This is a genomic window from Asticcacaulis sp. AC402, assembly GCF_000495835.1.
Classification (GTDB): Bacteria; Pseudomonadota; Alphaproteobacteria; order Caulobacterales; family Caulobacteraceae; genus Asticcacaulis.
The window spans coordinates 86,491-100,319 of sequence record NZ_AWGC01000013.1; the positions used below are offsets into that span (position 1 = coordinate 86,491).

A 13,829-nucleotide genomic window follows, 5' to 3' on the forward strand; every position below is an offset into this window, starting at 1 on the left:
TTTAGGATCAACACTCTCATATCGCAAGGAGCGATTTACGACCATGAACCCGTTGAAGACCTGGCTGCTGCTGGCTGGTATGACCGCCCTGTTCGGCGTCATCGGCCTGATGCTCGGGGGCCCGACCGGGATGCTGATTGCCCTGGGCCTGGCGATCGCCATGAATATGTTTGCCTACTGGAACTCGGGCAAGATGGTGCTGCGCATGTACCATGCCCAGCCGATCGACCCCAATCGCGCCACCGGCGTGCTGCGCGGGTATTATGACGACGTTGCCGATCTGAGCCGCCGCGCCGGCTTGCCGATGCCGGCCGTCTATATCATCGACAACCCCCAGCCCAACGCCTTCGCCACCGGCCGCAACCCTCAGAACGCTGCCGTCGCCGCCACCACCGGCCTGTTGCAGGCGCTGGACCGGTCGGAGATCCGCGGCGTCATGGCCCATGAACTGGCCCACGTCAAAAACCGCGACACCCTGACCATGACGATTACGGCCACCCTGGCTGGTGCCATTTCGTCGCTGGCGAACTTCGCCATGTTTTTCGGTGGTTCGCGCGATAATGGAGGGGGCGGCAGCAATGTTTTCGTCGTCATCCTGATGTCGATCCTGGCGCCGATCGCCGCCATGGTCGTCCAGATGGCGATTTCGCGGACGCGTGAATACGAAGCCGATCGTCTTGGCGGTGAAATCTCGGGCGACCCGGAGTCACTCGCCCGGGCTCTGCGCAAGATCGAGGCCTATGCCCGCGGCGTTCCCAACCACGCGGCCGAACGCAACCCGGCCTCGGCCCACATGTTCATCATCAATCCCCTGAACGGGCGGCATATGGACAATTTGTTTTCGACCCACCCGGCGACCGAAAATCGCGTCAAGGCTCTGATTGAACTCGGCGTGACTCTGAGGCGCGGCGGGGGCAGCGATACAACCAGTGTGCCGACGACGTGACTTTACCCGGAGCCCGCCGGAGTCTATAGCGCCCTGAACAACCCTCTCCCCTCCCTGGCGAGAGGGCTTTTTTTAAAGCCTCGAATCTTAAAAACCAAGCATCTTAAGAAGCCCAGCACCTTGAACAAACCCAGACCCGCCAAAAAACCGCTGCAAAAGTCACGTCCGCGCCCCCCCCGCCCTGAACCCGAGCGCATCGACGATGGGGGCGACATCGGCATGAATGCCCGCCTCGCCGCCCTGACCCTGATCGACGCTGCGCTGGCCAAACGCACTGGTTTTGACGAGGCGGTTACCCGCAGCGATTTCCTGGACTTAAGCGACTCCGAACGCGGCTTTGCCCGCGCCCTCGCCATGCTGGTCCTGCGCCGGCTGGGCCAGCTCGACTACATTATCGAAAAGAAGACCCAGAAGGCCCCCAATGACGGCGTCTGGGCGCTGCTGCGCATCGGCCTGGCCCAGATTGGTTTTATGCAAGTGCCGGACTTCGCCGCCGTCTCGACCACCGTCAAGCTGGCCGAGCGTGAAGCCCATACCCGCCCGTTCAAGGGTCTGATCAACGCCATCCTGCGCAGCGTCATCCGCGAAGGGGGCCTGAATAAACCCCTGCCGTCGCGCCTGGCGCCTGATTGGCTGTTCCAGCGCTGGAAGGCGGCCTATGGCGAGGCTAACGCCGAAGGCATCGCCCTGATGCTGACCGAGGAGCCGGCGACCGACCTGACCTTCAAGACCGCCGCCGATCTCGACCGGCTCAAGGATGACCTGCAAGGCGAGCCCCTGGGCGGCCTGGCCCTGCGCTCCTCCCTGCGCGGCAATATTGCCGAATGGGCCGGCTATGGCGAAGGCGTGTGGTGGGTTCAGGACGCCGCGGCCTCGGTCGGCGCCGGCCTGCTCGGCGACCTGACGGGCAAGACCGCCATCGACCTGTGCGCTGCGCCGGGCGGCAAGGCCCTGCAGATGATCGCCGCTGGCGCCGAGGTCATCGCGCTTGATCGCTCGAAGAACCGCCTGAAGCGCGTCGAGGAAAATCTGATCCGCACCGGCATGACCGCCGATGTGGTCATGGGCGACGCCGAAACCTGGGAGGATAGGCGTCAGTTCGACGCCGTCCTGCTGGATGCGCCCTGTTCTGCCACCGGCACCCTGCGCCGCCAGCCCGACGTGCTTTGGGCCACCCGGCCCACCGATATCGCCAAGCTGGCCGACGTCCAGCACCGCCTGCTCGATTCGGCCGGCGGTCGCGTCAAACCGGGCGGGTCCCTGGTCTATTGCACCTGTTCGCTGGAGCGCGAGGAGGGCGAAACCCAGGTCCTGGCCTTCCTGCGCCGCCATCCGGACTTTGCCATCCAAAAGCCGGAAGATGCAACGGTCGCAGCCCTGGGCATCCCGGTCGAATCGGTCGCGCAACAGGGCTGGCTGCGGTTGTTACCGCATCACCGGCCAGGCGGCCAGGACGGCTTTTTTATCGCCCATCTGGTGCGCCAAAACGGTTGACCATCACCGCCAAGAACGCTTTAAGCAGACACTCGCTACAGGCTGACCCGACATGACCGCACCGCTTATCTGCCCGTCCATTCTGGCCTCCGACTTCGCCCGGCTGGGGGAAGAGGTGCGGGCCATCACTGAGGCCGGCGCGGACTTCGTCCATATCGACGTCATGGACGGCCACTTTGTCCCCAACATCACCATCGGTCCCGACGTGGTGAAGGCGCTGCGGCCGCATACCAGCCTGCCGTTCGACTGCCACTTGATGATCTCACCGGTCGATGCCTTCCTCGAAGCCTTCCGCAATGCCGGCGCAGACCTGATCAGCGTCCATCCCGAAGCCGGACCACACCTGCACCGCACCTTGAAATACATCCGTCAGCTCGGCGCCAGGGCCGGCGTCGTGCTCAATCCGGCGACCCCGGTCGAAGTGCTTGACTGGGTCATGGACGATGTCGACCTCGTGCTGATCATGAGCGTTAATCCGGGCTTCGGCGGCCAGAGCTTCATCGAGTCGCAACTGCGCAAGATCGAAGCGGTTCGCGGTCGGCTGGATGCGGCCGGAAATCCCGCAATCCTTCAGGTCGACGGCGGGGTCAATGCCCAAAACGCAGGAAGGTGCGTGGCCGCGGGCGCCACCGCTCTGGTCGCCGGCACCGCCGTGTTCAAGGGCGGGCGTGAGGCCTATGCCGGCAATATCAAGACTCTGAAAGGCCTGTGATGCAGGCCTTTGAGCCCGGCGCCACCGAACAGCTTCCGCCCGTCAAGACGCCCTGGGCCAAGGTTATTGGCATCCTGTTGCGCAAGCAGATCGGCGCCGAGCTCTTTGGCATGCCGGGCTATCGCTTGACGCTGAAAGGGCGGACACCTGACGGATTCCTGGCCGCGCCCCACGATGGCAGGCCCAGCCAACACCTGCTGGGCAAGGCCATCCTGTCGGGCCGGTTCCTTCTGTGCAATGCCCGGATGAGTGTCCAGGGCTCGGGCGATCCGTGGAACCGCCCCAGCCCGACCCGGGCCTTCGGCGTCGAGCTTCACCGCTTTTCGTGGCTGTCCTCTCTGCTGGCCCATGGTGACGAAGGCACGCGCGAATCCGTCCGCCTGTTTATTCTCTGGCACAAGATTTTCCGCAACTGGACGCCGTTTACCTGGGGCGAAGAGGTCCTGCCGCGGCGGCTGATCAATCTCTCGCTGTTTGCCCGTCGCATGGCCTCCCTGGCCGCACCGGACGAGGTCCACCTGCTGGCCCAATCCATGGCCGAACAGGGCCGTCACCTGCTGCGGCTGTCGCAACAGACGCCGTGGGCGGGACAACAATCGGTCGCGCTGGTTCTTTTGGGCTGTGTCCTGTCTGGCCGTGTCGGGGACGGTTTCCGCAAGAAGGGCCTGAGCCGCCTTCCAAAAGTGCTGAAAAAGATCGTTCTGCCCGACGGTTCGCACGCCTCGCGCAGCCCGGAGCAGGGGCTGGATCTGTTATACGACCTGCTGCTGGTCGAAGACGCCCTGTCCCAGCGTGGCATGGCGGTGCCCGACTATCTCGATCACTATATAGACCGGTTGATGCGCTTCGTGCGTACCTGTTCGCACCCGGACGGCAGCCTGTGCGCCTTCCAGGGTTCTGAGTCGATCCTGGAAGACCAGGTCGTGCCGGCCCTGGTGCGTACCGGGCAGAAGGCGGTCGCTGCCATACCGAATGTGCTGGAGCACGGCCGTTACCACCGCATGACCGGGCGGTCGCTGACCGTCTATGTCGATGCCGGCGAATCGAAAACCGGGGTCATGGGTTATGCCGCCTGCGACCATCCGATGGCGTTCGAGGTGTCGGGCGGGCGCGACAAGCTGATCGTCCAGCCAGGCTGGTCGCCCAGCCAGTCAGACCAGCAGGCGTTTCGCATCATCGGCGCGGGCAATACCCTGACCCTGAGCGATCGCGCCGTCCTGTCGCCGGTGTCGGGGCGGTTCGGCGAGATGTTGAACTTCGGTCTGGAGGGTCCGCGTTACAAGCTGCGCTCACGCCGGGTCGAAGCGGAGGATTCGGGCTCGCTTCTGGAGATGGAGCACGAGGGCTGGCGCGATGCTTTCGGCCTGAAGCACGAACGCCGGCTGTATGTCGATGCCCAACGTGACGAACTGCGCGGTGAAGAACGACTAACCCCGATGGAAACCAAGCAGAAGGACCTGCCGGTCGAGTCAGCGTTTACGGTCCGTTTCCTGCTGCATCCGGAAGTCCAGGCATCGCTGGCGCGCGACAGGAAAAGCGTTTTGTTGCGCGGGCCGGGCGGCCGGGGCTGGTGGCTGCGTCATGATGCCCGCGACGTGACGCTGGAAACGGGCTGGGTGTTCGAGCGTGGTGCGGCACGCAAGTCGGTTCTGATCGCCCTGCGCGGCACGGCGCGACTGGAGACCTCGACCCGCGTGCGCTGGAAGCTGTCGCCGGCAGAGGGCTAGCACAAGACCTGGGGAATCAGCCTGAACGCGCCGCGCAGCGGCAATTTACGTTAAGCGCGTCCACAGATTACACAGATTGCACAGATTAAGAGAGATTAAGGTAAGTGTCGCCGATACTTTTTTAATCCCCCTTAATCTGTGCAATCTGTGTAATCTGTGGACCACTTTTGGTCGAAGTCCGCTACGCGGCGCGTTCAGAACAGACTTCATGGTCATGTTATCGGTTTTTACGCCTGCGGCGATACAAGCTGACGGCTTCCTTATGCGCCATTTCGTATCTTGCCTTCGTTTACGGGATAACCGGCTCCAAGGAGGGCACCGTCGGCGGTGCCGTTGTTGGCGGCGTCGTCGGCAACAAGATCGGCAAGAACAACGCCAGGAGAAAGTGCGTCGACCAGGCGGCCTACCGCAGCGAAACACACTATCGCAAGCTTCCGAACGGCAGATACGAAAAGGTTGTGTACCGCTATGTCCACGAGTAACCTTTTCAGCCTTCGGAAAGAGCCCCGCCTTGCACGACGGGGCTTTTTGTTGCCGCTTTTTCGCGGTTATAGTCCCTGTATGAAACCGTTCACCCTAACACTTGTATTTGCCTTGCTCGGCACACCTGTCCTTGCAGACACGGTGACCAGCGACGATCCGCGCATCGAACTGACCAAGCAGGACAAGAAGCTGATCTCGGTCGTCGAAGACTATGTCAGCAATACCCGCGGCTGGGATGGGGGCGATTACACTGTCCAGATCTATCGCCACGAGGACGACAGGGTGGTGTTTTCGGTGTGGTACGACAGCGGCGACAGTGCCTCGACCATTGTCTACAACAATGCCCGCTCTTTCCGCGTCGTCGTCAACCCAAAGACCAAAAAAGTCGAAAGCGAACGCTTCTTCTGATTTCCTTTGAAACCTTGTACATTTTCAAGGTTTTGATGCTATAGGCGCGGCATGCTTGACACCCCAGCCTTCGACCCGTCGCACCACGTTCTGATCATCAAATGCCCGGACACCCGCGGCATTGTTGCCGCCGTTTCCGGTTATCTGAACGACAATGACATCACGATCGTCGAATCGAATCAGTTCAACGACGCCCATCGGAGCGAAGACCGGGGCGACATGTTCTATGTCCGCGTCGTGTTTAAGCAGGCTGGCGCCAAAATGCCGCCGATGGACACCCTGCGCGACGGCTTCAAACCGATTGCTCATCGCTTCTCGATGGACTGGGAAATCTTCAACCTGTCGCACAAGCCACGGGTCCTGATCGCTGTATCGAAGTTCGGCCACTGCCTGTATGAGCTGCTGCATCGCTGGAAGGCGGGTCTGCTGCCGGTCGAGATTGCCTGTGTCATGTCCAACCATGAAGACATGCGCTCGTTCGTCGAATGGAACGACGTCCCTTTCGTCTATCTGCCGGTCAACAGGCAGAACAAGGACGAGCAGGAATCGGCCTTCCTGTCGCTGATAGACCGTCATCAGGCCGACCTTGTCGTCCTGGCGCGCTATATGCAGATCCTCAGCGACGACCTGGCACGCCGGCTGAACGGCCGGTGCATCAATATTCACCATTCGTTTTTGCCGTCATTCAAGGGCGCCAAGCCCTATCACCAGGCCCATGCGCGCGGCGTCAAGATCATCGGTGCGACCGCGCATTATGTGACCTCGGACCTGGACGAAGGGCCGATTATCGAACAAGACGTCCAGCGCGTTCACCACGGCCTGACGCCGGAGCAGTTGGTGGTTATTGGCCGCGATATCGAGTCGCGGGTGTTGGCGCGGGCAGTGACCTGGCACGCTGAGCGACGCGTGATTGTTAATGGCGGCAAAACGGTGGTCTTCAGCTGACGATCTCGTGAGCTCGCTTACGGTGGGATTTTCCACTTATCCCCAGCTGTGAGCGTTTATCCGCTTCTCGCACGCGCGTTAAGACTTGATTAAGCTTATCTCGCGCTGCACAATCGCGCCGATTCCCTTACTGTATAAGCTTTTCGTCACAATTCTTTCACACAATGGGGCGCGTTCCATGTTCGAACTGTCGCGTAATGATTCCCCTCCCGCGGGAAAACGCAAGCCGTCCCGCACCGAGGCCGAGCTGACCGTCACCATCTATGCAGAAATCGACGGCATCGGTATGGGCCTCCTCAGCAACGGTGAGCCGTATCTGACACAACGTGGACTGGCAGCTTTATGCGGCGTGCAGAACGCCCATATCGGCAATATCAGCCGCGACTGGGGCAGCGAAAAGCCCCGCGTCACCGCCATCCAGGAACGCCTCGGCTTCCGCCGTGCCCAGGCGCATCGGGTCCTGACCCACGACGGTCACCGCCTCTTTGCCTACGATATGGCCGTCGCCCAGGCGGTGCTGGACTATTACGCGCTGGACGTCGCCAAGCCTGAGGCCGTGCGCAATCACCTCCGCTTTGCCGATGGTGCTTTGAAGAGTCACATCCTGAAACAGTTCGATGCGACGCCGGTGGCCACCCAACCCTTGCGGTTCGAGCCTGTAGCCAGCCTCGATGAAGACGAGGCACAGGGCCCCGTCGCCGCCTTCCTCATACAGATCTGGACGCTCTACGTCCTGTCCTTCTGGATGGCGGTGAACCATATCGAAGACCTGCGGGCACGCATCGCCAAGGCCCCATGGAACCGGCTGGGGCTTTATCTTCCGCTGAAGGCCTGCCTGGAGATTCAGGCCGAGTTCTTGCGCAGGAACAGCACCTTCAGCGTCAAATAGGTCGCTTGCGCTCAAGAAGCGAAGCGTTAGCGCGACAAAAAAAGCGGCGACCCTACTTGCGCAGGAACGGCACCCTCAGCGTGAGATAGGTCGCCGCTCGCCACAGCCACTCGAACGGTCCGTAGAGGAATACCTTGAACCACAGATGGGCCAGGACGACCTGGATCGCAAACGCGGCGAGCCCGATCAGGATGGCCGTCGATTGCAACATGGTAGCGTGCATCCCAAGTCCGAAGCTGTAGAAGACCGGCACGAAGACGATCGACTGCAGGATGTAAAGGGTCAGGGTCATACGGCCGGCCGGGGCCAGGAGGTTCAGCAGCTTATGGGCATAGCCATAGTAGAGGGTCAGAAAACCCATCATCAGGGTGAACATGACGCTAAGGTCGAACCAGCCCGACACCATCGAACCCCATAAGGGCCGCGCCATGGCCACGGCTTCCGGCATCAGGCCTGTCAGTTTGTCTTTCTGGAGGAACAATACGACGGCGAGACATGCTGCAATCAGCAGGGATATAATCCGTGTTCTGACAAATTTTTCCGGCTGGGCGAAGAAGTCGATACGTCCCAGCACCATGCCAATCAGCGACAGACCCAGGATCTGGCTCAAACGGCCGGATTCAGCCATGAACAGCCACTTGAACGGATGGCCGTCGACCCAGTTCATACGGACGGTCGCGGCCAGGTCATTTCCGGTCAGATAGACCTCGGGGATCTTGGCGCTCCAGTAACCGAACGGCTTGTTCGCCCATTCGGCGCCGTCAAGGGCGCTGACCAATTGGAAAATCATCCATGGCTGCAGCAGGAAAAAGGCGCCGGTCGCCAGCACGAGAGCATTGGACTTGAGGCGGTAGAAGGGGATGATGAACAGACCCATCACTGCCAGAACTTCCAGGATATCGCCGCGGTACCACAGGCCGTGCAGCAGACCAAGGATCCCCAAAACCGCCAGGCGCCAGACGAAGCGGACGGAAAAGTCCTGACCGCGCCGGGCCGACCGGTCCATGATGATGAAGAAGGAGACGCCGAAGCACAGGGCCAGCAGGGCAAACGACTTGCCGGCAAAGATTGTGAAGATGATATCGTGCCACAGAAGCTGGGTCGGATCGGTGACCGGATGGGCCCAGTAGAGCTCGAACAGTTCCGGCATATGGACGATGAACAGGCCGAACAGGGCAAAGCCGCGCAGCGCATCCAGCCCCTCCATGCGCGGTACGAAATCAGTTTTTACCGCAGCCATGTTTTCTCCCTCCAAATTTTGTATTTTTTTCGTCTTACCCTGCCCGCTGCACTTTTCCATAGAAAAATCAGCAAAAACCCCTATATGGGCGGAATGAAACGACCGTTTAAAGCCAAATCCCTGGGACAAAAGCCAGTCGAACTCGGCCCCAACCAGCGCCAGTTGCGTGGCGGCGAACTGGTGCGCCACGCCCTGGTGGAGATTCTGCGTGAAGGCGAGATCCACGACGACGTCTTGCACGATGTCTCGGTCACCATCACCGAAGTGCGGATGTCGCCGGACCTGCGCCACGCCACAGTTTTCGTCGAACCACTGGGCGCCGGTGTAAACAGCAAGGTCCAGGTCGGTCCGATCGTGGAGGCCCTGAACAAGCACAGCAAATATATGCGGGGTGTCCTGGGCCGGATGATCGATATGAAATTCACACCGGCCTTGCGGTTTTTGCACGACGAAAGCTTCAATGAAGCGGCACGTATCGACGCGCTGTTCATGCGGCCGGACATTGCGCGGGATCTGCGACATGATGATGAGGACGAAAACTAACTTATCCTCCACCGCTTGCGGGGGAGGTGTCAGCGCGCTGCCCGTAGACGAAGTCGAAGGGCAAGTCGCTGACGGAGGGGGAGCGGGGAGCTCGTAACGCCCCCTCCGTCTCGACGCGCTTCGGCCCATAGGGGGCCTCGCTTGCTCGACACCTCCCCCGCAAGCGGTGGAGGATTAAGGGTTTTATCCCTCATCGAAGATTTTGACCCATGGCCCGAAAGAAAAAAGGCGATCCCGTCCACGGCTGGATCTGCTTCGACAAACCGCTGGAAATGACCTCGACCGCCGCCGTGGCGAAGGTCCGCTGGCTGTTCCAGGCCCAAAAGGCCGGACACGCGGGCACGCTTGATCCGCTGGCCACCGGCATCCTGCCGATTGCGCTGGGCGAAGCCACCAAGACCGTGCCCTACCTGGTCGAAGCCGACAAGGTCTACAGCTTCACTATCACCTTTGGCGCCACGACCGACAGCTACGATGCCGAAGGCCAGGTGACCGCCACTTCCGACGCCCGCCCGACCCGCGAAGCCCTCGAAGCCCTGCTTGCGGCCTTCATCGGCCCGATCGAACAGATACCGCCGGCCTTTTCGGCTATCAAGGTCGACGGCAAACGCGCCTACGACCTGGCGCGCCAGGGTGTCGAGGTCGAACTCAAAGCCCGGAAAGTCGACGTGTTCGACCTGACGCTCGATGACTTCACTGGCGAGACCGCCACTCTGACGCTGCACTGTGGCAAGGGCACCTATGTCCGTTCGATCGCCCGTGACCTGTGCGCTGAACTGGGGGTCTGCGGCCATGTTACCATGCTGCGGCGCGAGGCTGTCGGTGCGTTTGCAACAAAAAACGCAATAACACTGGAAAAGCTGACCGATTTGGTGCATAGAGGCGCCGCTTTGGACGCTTTGCTTGGCGTAGAGACGGCGCTGGACGACATCCCGGCCCTGCCTGTGACGCAAGACGAGGCCTCAAAGCTGAAGCAAGGGCGTGACCTTGCCCTTTTGCCCCGCCAGATCAACCTGATTGCCGAGGCTCAAAAAGCCCGCCGCGAGGCTGGCTTTGACGAGTTTCCCGATACGGTCCAGGTGGTGTTGAACGGCACGGTTCAGGCACTTTGCGAACTGCGCCAGGGTAGGCTTTACCCAACGCGCATTCTGAACCTTTAATCCTCGAACAGGAGATTACCCGATGTCGATTACTGCTGACCGTAAGTCGGAAGTCATCAAAACCCACGCCCGCGCCGAGAACGACACGGGCGGCCCGGAAGTGCAAATTGCTATCCTGTCGGAGCGCATCGCCAATCTGACCGAGCACTTCAAGGAACACAAGAAGGACAACCACTCGCGTCGTGGCCTTCTGAAGATGGTGTCGCAACGCCGCCGCCTTCTCGACTACCTGAAGGACCGTGATACCGGCCGGTATCAGTCCATCATCGAACGCCTGAGCCTGCGTCGCTAAGGTTCAACTATCCAGGGGCTTGAGGTTAGACCTCAAGCCCCTGTTCTATGTATAAAGACCTCGCCTGAAACGCGATTTATCCACCCCGCGAAGCGCATCGCTCTCGCTGATCTCATGGTTCTGAAGTCTATTTGGCCAGAACCCTATAACGCTGCTCCGATAGCAGCTGACCTGCCGGGCATGGGGCCTGCCGGGTCTGAACGAAAGAAACGAAATGTTTGACATCAAAAGAAAATCCATCGACTGGGCCGGACGCAAGCTGACCCTGGAAACGGGCCGTATCGCCCGTCAGGCCGACGCCGCCGTGCTTGCCACCTATGGCGAGACCACCGTGCTGGCGACCGTGGTCTATGCCCGCGCCCCCAAGCCCGGCCAGGACTTCTTCCCCCTGACCGTGAATTATCAGGAAAAGACCTTCGCCGCCGGCAAGATCCCGGGCGGCTACTTCAAGCGTGAAGGCCGTCCGTCGGAAAAGGAAACCCTGGTTTCGCGCCTGATCGACCGTCCTATCCGCCCGCTGTTCGTCAAGGGCTTCAAGAACGAAGTCCAGGTCGTCTGTACCGTGCTGTCGCACGACATGGAAAATGATCCGGACATCGTGGCCATGGTTGCCGCCTCCGCCGCCCTGACTCTGTCGGGCGTGCCGTTTATGGGCCCGATCGGTGGCGCCCGCGTCGGCATCATCGACGGTGAATTCGTCCTCAACCCAACCGTCGACCAGGTCAAGGAATCGACCCTCGACCTGGTGGTTGCTGGAACAACCGACGCTTTGATGATGGTCGAATCGGAAGCCAAGGAATTGTCGGAAGACAAGATGCTCGGCGCCCTGATGTTCGCCCACCGCGGCATGCAACCGGTCATCGAAGCCATCATCGAAATGGCCGAGCACGCCGCCAAGGAGCCCTTCGACTTCGAAGCCGAAGATTTTTCGGGCATCGTCACCGCGATCAAGGGCCTGGTTGGTCAGGACATCCGTGACGCCTACACCATCACCGGCAAGCACGATCGCCACGCTGCGGTTGGCGCTGCCAAGTCCAAGGCCGCTGCGGCCCTGGTGAAGACTGAAGAGAACCCGGACGGCGTTGACGCGTCTAAGTTCGGCGCGGCCTTCAAGGAATGCGAAGCCGACGTCCTGCGTCGCGACATCATCGAACACGGCAAGCGCGTTGACGGCCGTCCGGTCGACAAGGTTCGCGCCATCGTGTCAGAAGTCGGCGTGCTGCCGCGGACCCACGGTTCGGCCCTGTTCACCCGTGGTGAAACCCAGGCCCTGGTCGTGGCGACGCTCGGCACCGGCGACGATGAGCAATATATCGACGCTCTGGAAGGCACCTATAAGGAAAAGTTCCTGCTGCACTACAACTTCCCTCCGTACAGCGTCGGTGAAACCGGCCGTATGGGCTCGCCCGGCCGCCGCGAAATCGGCCACGGCAAGTTGGCCTGGCGCGCGGTTCGTCCGATGCTCCCGACCACGGAAGAGTTCCCCTATACCGTCCGCGTCGTCTCGGAAATCACCGAGTCGAACGGTTCGTCCTCGATGGCGACTGTCTGCGGCACCTCGCTGGCCCTGATGGATGCCGGCGTGCCGCTGAAGTCGCCGGTATCGGGCATCGCCATGGGTCTGATCCTGGAGCCGTCCGGCGAATACGCCATCCTGTCGGACATCCTGGGTGACGAAGATCACCTGGGTGACATGGACTTCAAGGTGGCCGGCACTGTCAACGGCATCACCTCGCTGCAGATGGACATCAAGGTCCCCGGCATCACCGAGGAGATCATGACCAAGGCGCTGCGTCAGGCCAACGAAGGCCGTCTGCATATCCTGGGTGAGATGAACAAGGCGATTTCGGGCGCTCGTGAAGAGCTGGGCGAATTCGCGCCGAAGATCGAGACGATCAAGATCGCTGTCGACAAGATCCGTGAAGTCATCGGTTCGGGCGGCAAGGTCATCCGCGAAATCGTCGAAAAGACGGGCGCGAAGATCGACATCCAGGACGATGGCACGATCAAGATCTCCGCTTCTGAACAGTCGAAGATCGACGCCGCCCGTGATTGGGTGAAGTCGATCGCGTCGGAGCCGGAAGTCGGCGCCATCTACAAGGGCAAGGTCGTGAAGGTCGTCGATTTCGGCGCGTTCGTGAACTTCTTCGGCGCCAAGGACGGCTTGGTCCACATTTCGCAGATCAAGGCGGAAAAGGTCGGCAAGGTATCGGACGTGCTGAACGAAGGCGATGAGGTCAAGGTGAAGTTCTTAGGCCTCGACGACCGCGGCAAGACCAAGCTGAGCATGAAGGTGGTCGATCAGGAAACCGGTGAGGACCTGACCGAGAAGCTGGAAGCTGAGCGAGCGGAACGCAATGCGGCTCGTGGTGACGCGGGTGACGAAGGCGAGTTGGAACTGGCCGACGGTGGTGACCGTTCGGATGGTGGCGATCGTCCGCGTCGTCGTCGCCGTCGCGACTAACGCTGTCGCGTATCGGGGTGAAGGGGCCTACGGCCCCTTCGTCTTCTCTTGAATAAAGAAAAAGGGCGCCCCCGCTTTGGGGAGCGCCCTTTTTCTTTATCAGGAACAGTGGAGGTGCCTCGGGCCCCTTCCCCCAAATACGCGACAGCGTTCAGCCGGACGGCAGGGAGGGATTGCCTGACACAAGAACGGCGCCTATTCTGAACGACAAGGGGGGAAGGTGACTATGAAACGCTCTATCAAATGGTCGACCTGGCTGGCGTGGTCGCCGCTTGCCCTGCTCGCTGTATGGCACCTCAGCTTGCCCGTTATTTGCGGCGATGGCCCCTGCATTGGTCGAGCGGGCCTGTCTGCCATGAATGAACTCTTTGCCTATTCCAAATGGTTGTTACTGGCGCTGCTTATCTTGACCCTGATTGCCGCATTACTGGGTAAACTCACGAAGCTTGGCTGGACTGGCCTTGCCATCTCCTTTTTGCCTGCATTGTATCATATCGGAATCATGATCGACTAAGGGGGAGGTTGG

At 60.8% G+C, this 13,829-nt stretch carries 14 protein-coding genes; 13 read left to right on the forward strand and 1 reads right to left on the reverse strand.

Annotated elements, in window-relative coordinates:
- Positions 1-43: 43 nt before the first annotated feature.
- The 8 genes from htpX to ABAC402_RS28015 all read left to right on the forward strand — a co-directional run bounded on the left by htpX (position 44) and on the right by ABAC402_RS28015 (position 7,604).
- A complete protein-coding gene (gene htpX, locus ABAC402_RS27980) occupies positions 44-946 on the forward strand; it encodes a zinc metalloprotease HtpX (RefSeq protein ID WP_023449030.1) in 903 nt (300 codons plus the stop codon).
- A gap of 219 nt (positions 947-1,165) precedes the next feature.
- Entirely contained in the window at positions 1,166-2,440 is a 1,275-nt protein-coding gene (locus ABAC402_RS27985; protein WP_052025288.1) for a transcription antitermination factor NusB, read from the forward strand.
- A 52-nt stretch (positions 2,441-2,492) separates the two neighbouring features.
- Positions 2,493-3,152: a ribulose-phosphate 3-epimerase gene (rpe, locus tag ABAC402_RS27990; protein ID WP_023449032.1), complete on the forward strand. Its 660-nt coding sequence runs from the start codon at positions 2,493-2,495 to the stop codon at positions 3,150-3,152.
- Positions 3,152-4,879 (forward strand): heparinase II/III family protein, encoded by a 1,728-nt coding sequence (locus ABAC402_RS27995; protein ID WP_023449033.1) that lies wholly within the window; start codon positions 3,152-3,154, stop codon positions 4,877-4,879. Before rpe ends, ABAC402_RS27995 begins: the two co-directional genes overlap by 1 nt.
- A 167-nt stretch (positions 4,880-5,046) precedes the next feature.
- Positions 5,047-5,361, forward strand: a complete 315-nt coding sequence (locus ABAC402_RS40840; RefSeq protein ID WP_023449034.1) for a glycine zipper 2TM domain-containing protein — start codon at positions 5,047-5,049, stop codon at positions 5,359-5,361.
- A 79-nt stretch (positions 5,362-5,440) separates the two neighbouring features.
- Complete coding sequence (locus ABAC402_RS28005; protein ID WP_155847348.1) at positions 5,441-5,770, forward strand: hypothetical protein; 330 nt, start codon at positions 5,441-5,443, stop codon at positions 5,768-5,770.
- Positions 5,771-5,821: 51 nt separating this feature from the next.
- Entirely contained in the window at positions 5,822-6,715 is an 894-nt protein-coding gene (purU, locus tag ABAC402_RS28010; RefSeq protein WP_023449036.1) for a formyltetrahydrofolate deformylase, read from the forward strand.
- Positions 6,716-6,893: 178 nt separating this feature from the next.
- Entirely contained in the window at positions 6,894-7,604 is a 711-nt protein-coding gene (locus ABAC402_RS28015; RefSeq protein ID WP_023449037.1) for a hypothetical protein, read from the forward strand.
- Positions 7,605-7,656: 52 nt separating this feature from the next.
- On the opposite strand, the gene ABAC402_RS28020 is transcribed toward ABAC402_RS28015, so the two are convergent.
- Positions 7,657-8,844 carry a DUF418 domain-containing protein gene (locus tag ABAC402_RS28020; protein ID WP_031235411.1) on the reverse strand — a complete coding sequence of 396 codons (1,188 nt, stop codon included), beginning with the start codon at positions 8,842-8,844 and terminating at the stop codon, positions 7,657-7,659.
- Positions 8,845-8,937: 93 nt separating this feature from the next.
- Here ABAC402_RS28020 and rbfA point away from each other — a divergent pair, with 93 nt between their 5' ends.
- The 5 genes from rbfA to ABAC402_RS28045 all read left to right on the forward strand — a co-directional run bounded on the left by rbfA (position 8,938) and on the right by ABAC402_RS28045 (position 13,817).
- Positions 8,938-9,387, forward strand: a complete 450-nt coding sequence (gene rbfA / locus ABAC402_RS28025; RefSeq protein WP_031235412.1) for a 30S ribosome-binding factor RbfA — start codon at positions 8,938-8,940, stop codon at positions 9,385-9,387.
- Positions 9,388-9,596: 209 nt separating this feature from the next.
- On the forward strand, positions 9,597-10,547 hold the full coding sequence (gene truB / locus ABAC402_RS28030) for a tRNA pseudouridine(55) synthase TruB (RefSeq protein WP_023449040.1): 951 nt from the start codon (positions 9,597-9,599) through the stop codon (positions 10,545-10,547).
- A 22-nt stretch (positions 10,548-10,569) separates the two neighbouring features.
- Complete coding sequence (gene rpsO / locus ABAC402_RS28035; RefSeq protein WP_023449041.1) at positions 10,570-10,839, forward strand: 30S ribosomal protein S15; 270 nt, start codon at positions 10,570-10,572, stop codon at positions 10,837-10,839.
- A gap of 214 nt (positions 10,840-11,053) precedes the next feature.
- The gene (gene pnp / locus ABAC402_RS28040) at positions 11,054-13,303 is read left to right on the forward strand and encodes a polyribonucleotide nucleotidyltransferase (RefSeq protein WP_023449042.1); all 2,250 of its coding nucleotides are present in this window, start codon (positions 11,054-11,056) and stop codon (positions 13,301-13,303) included.
- Between the two features lie 226 nt (positions 13,304-13,529).
- The gene (locus ABAC402_RS28045; RefSeq protein ID WP_023449043.1) at positions 13,530-13,817 is read left to right on the forward strand and encodes a hypothetical protein; all 288 of its coding nucleotides are present in this window, start codon (positions 13,530-13,532) and stop codon (positions 13,815-13,817) included.
- The last annotated feature ends 12 nt before the right edge of the window (positions 13,818-13,829 follow it).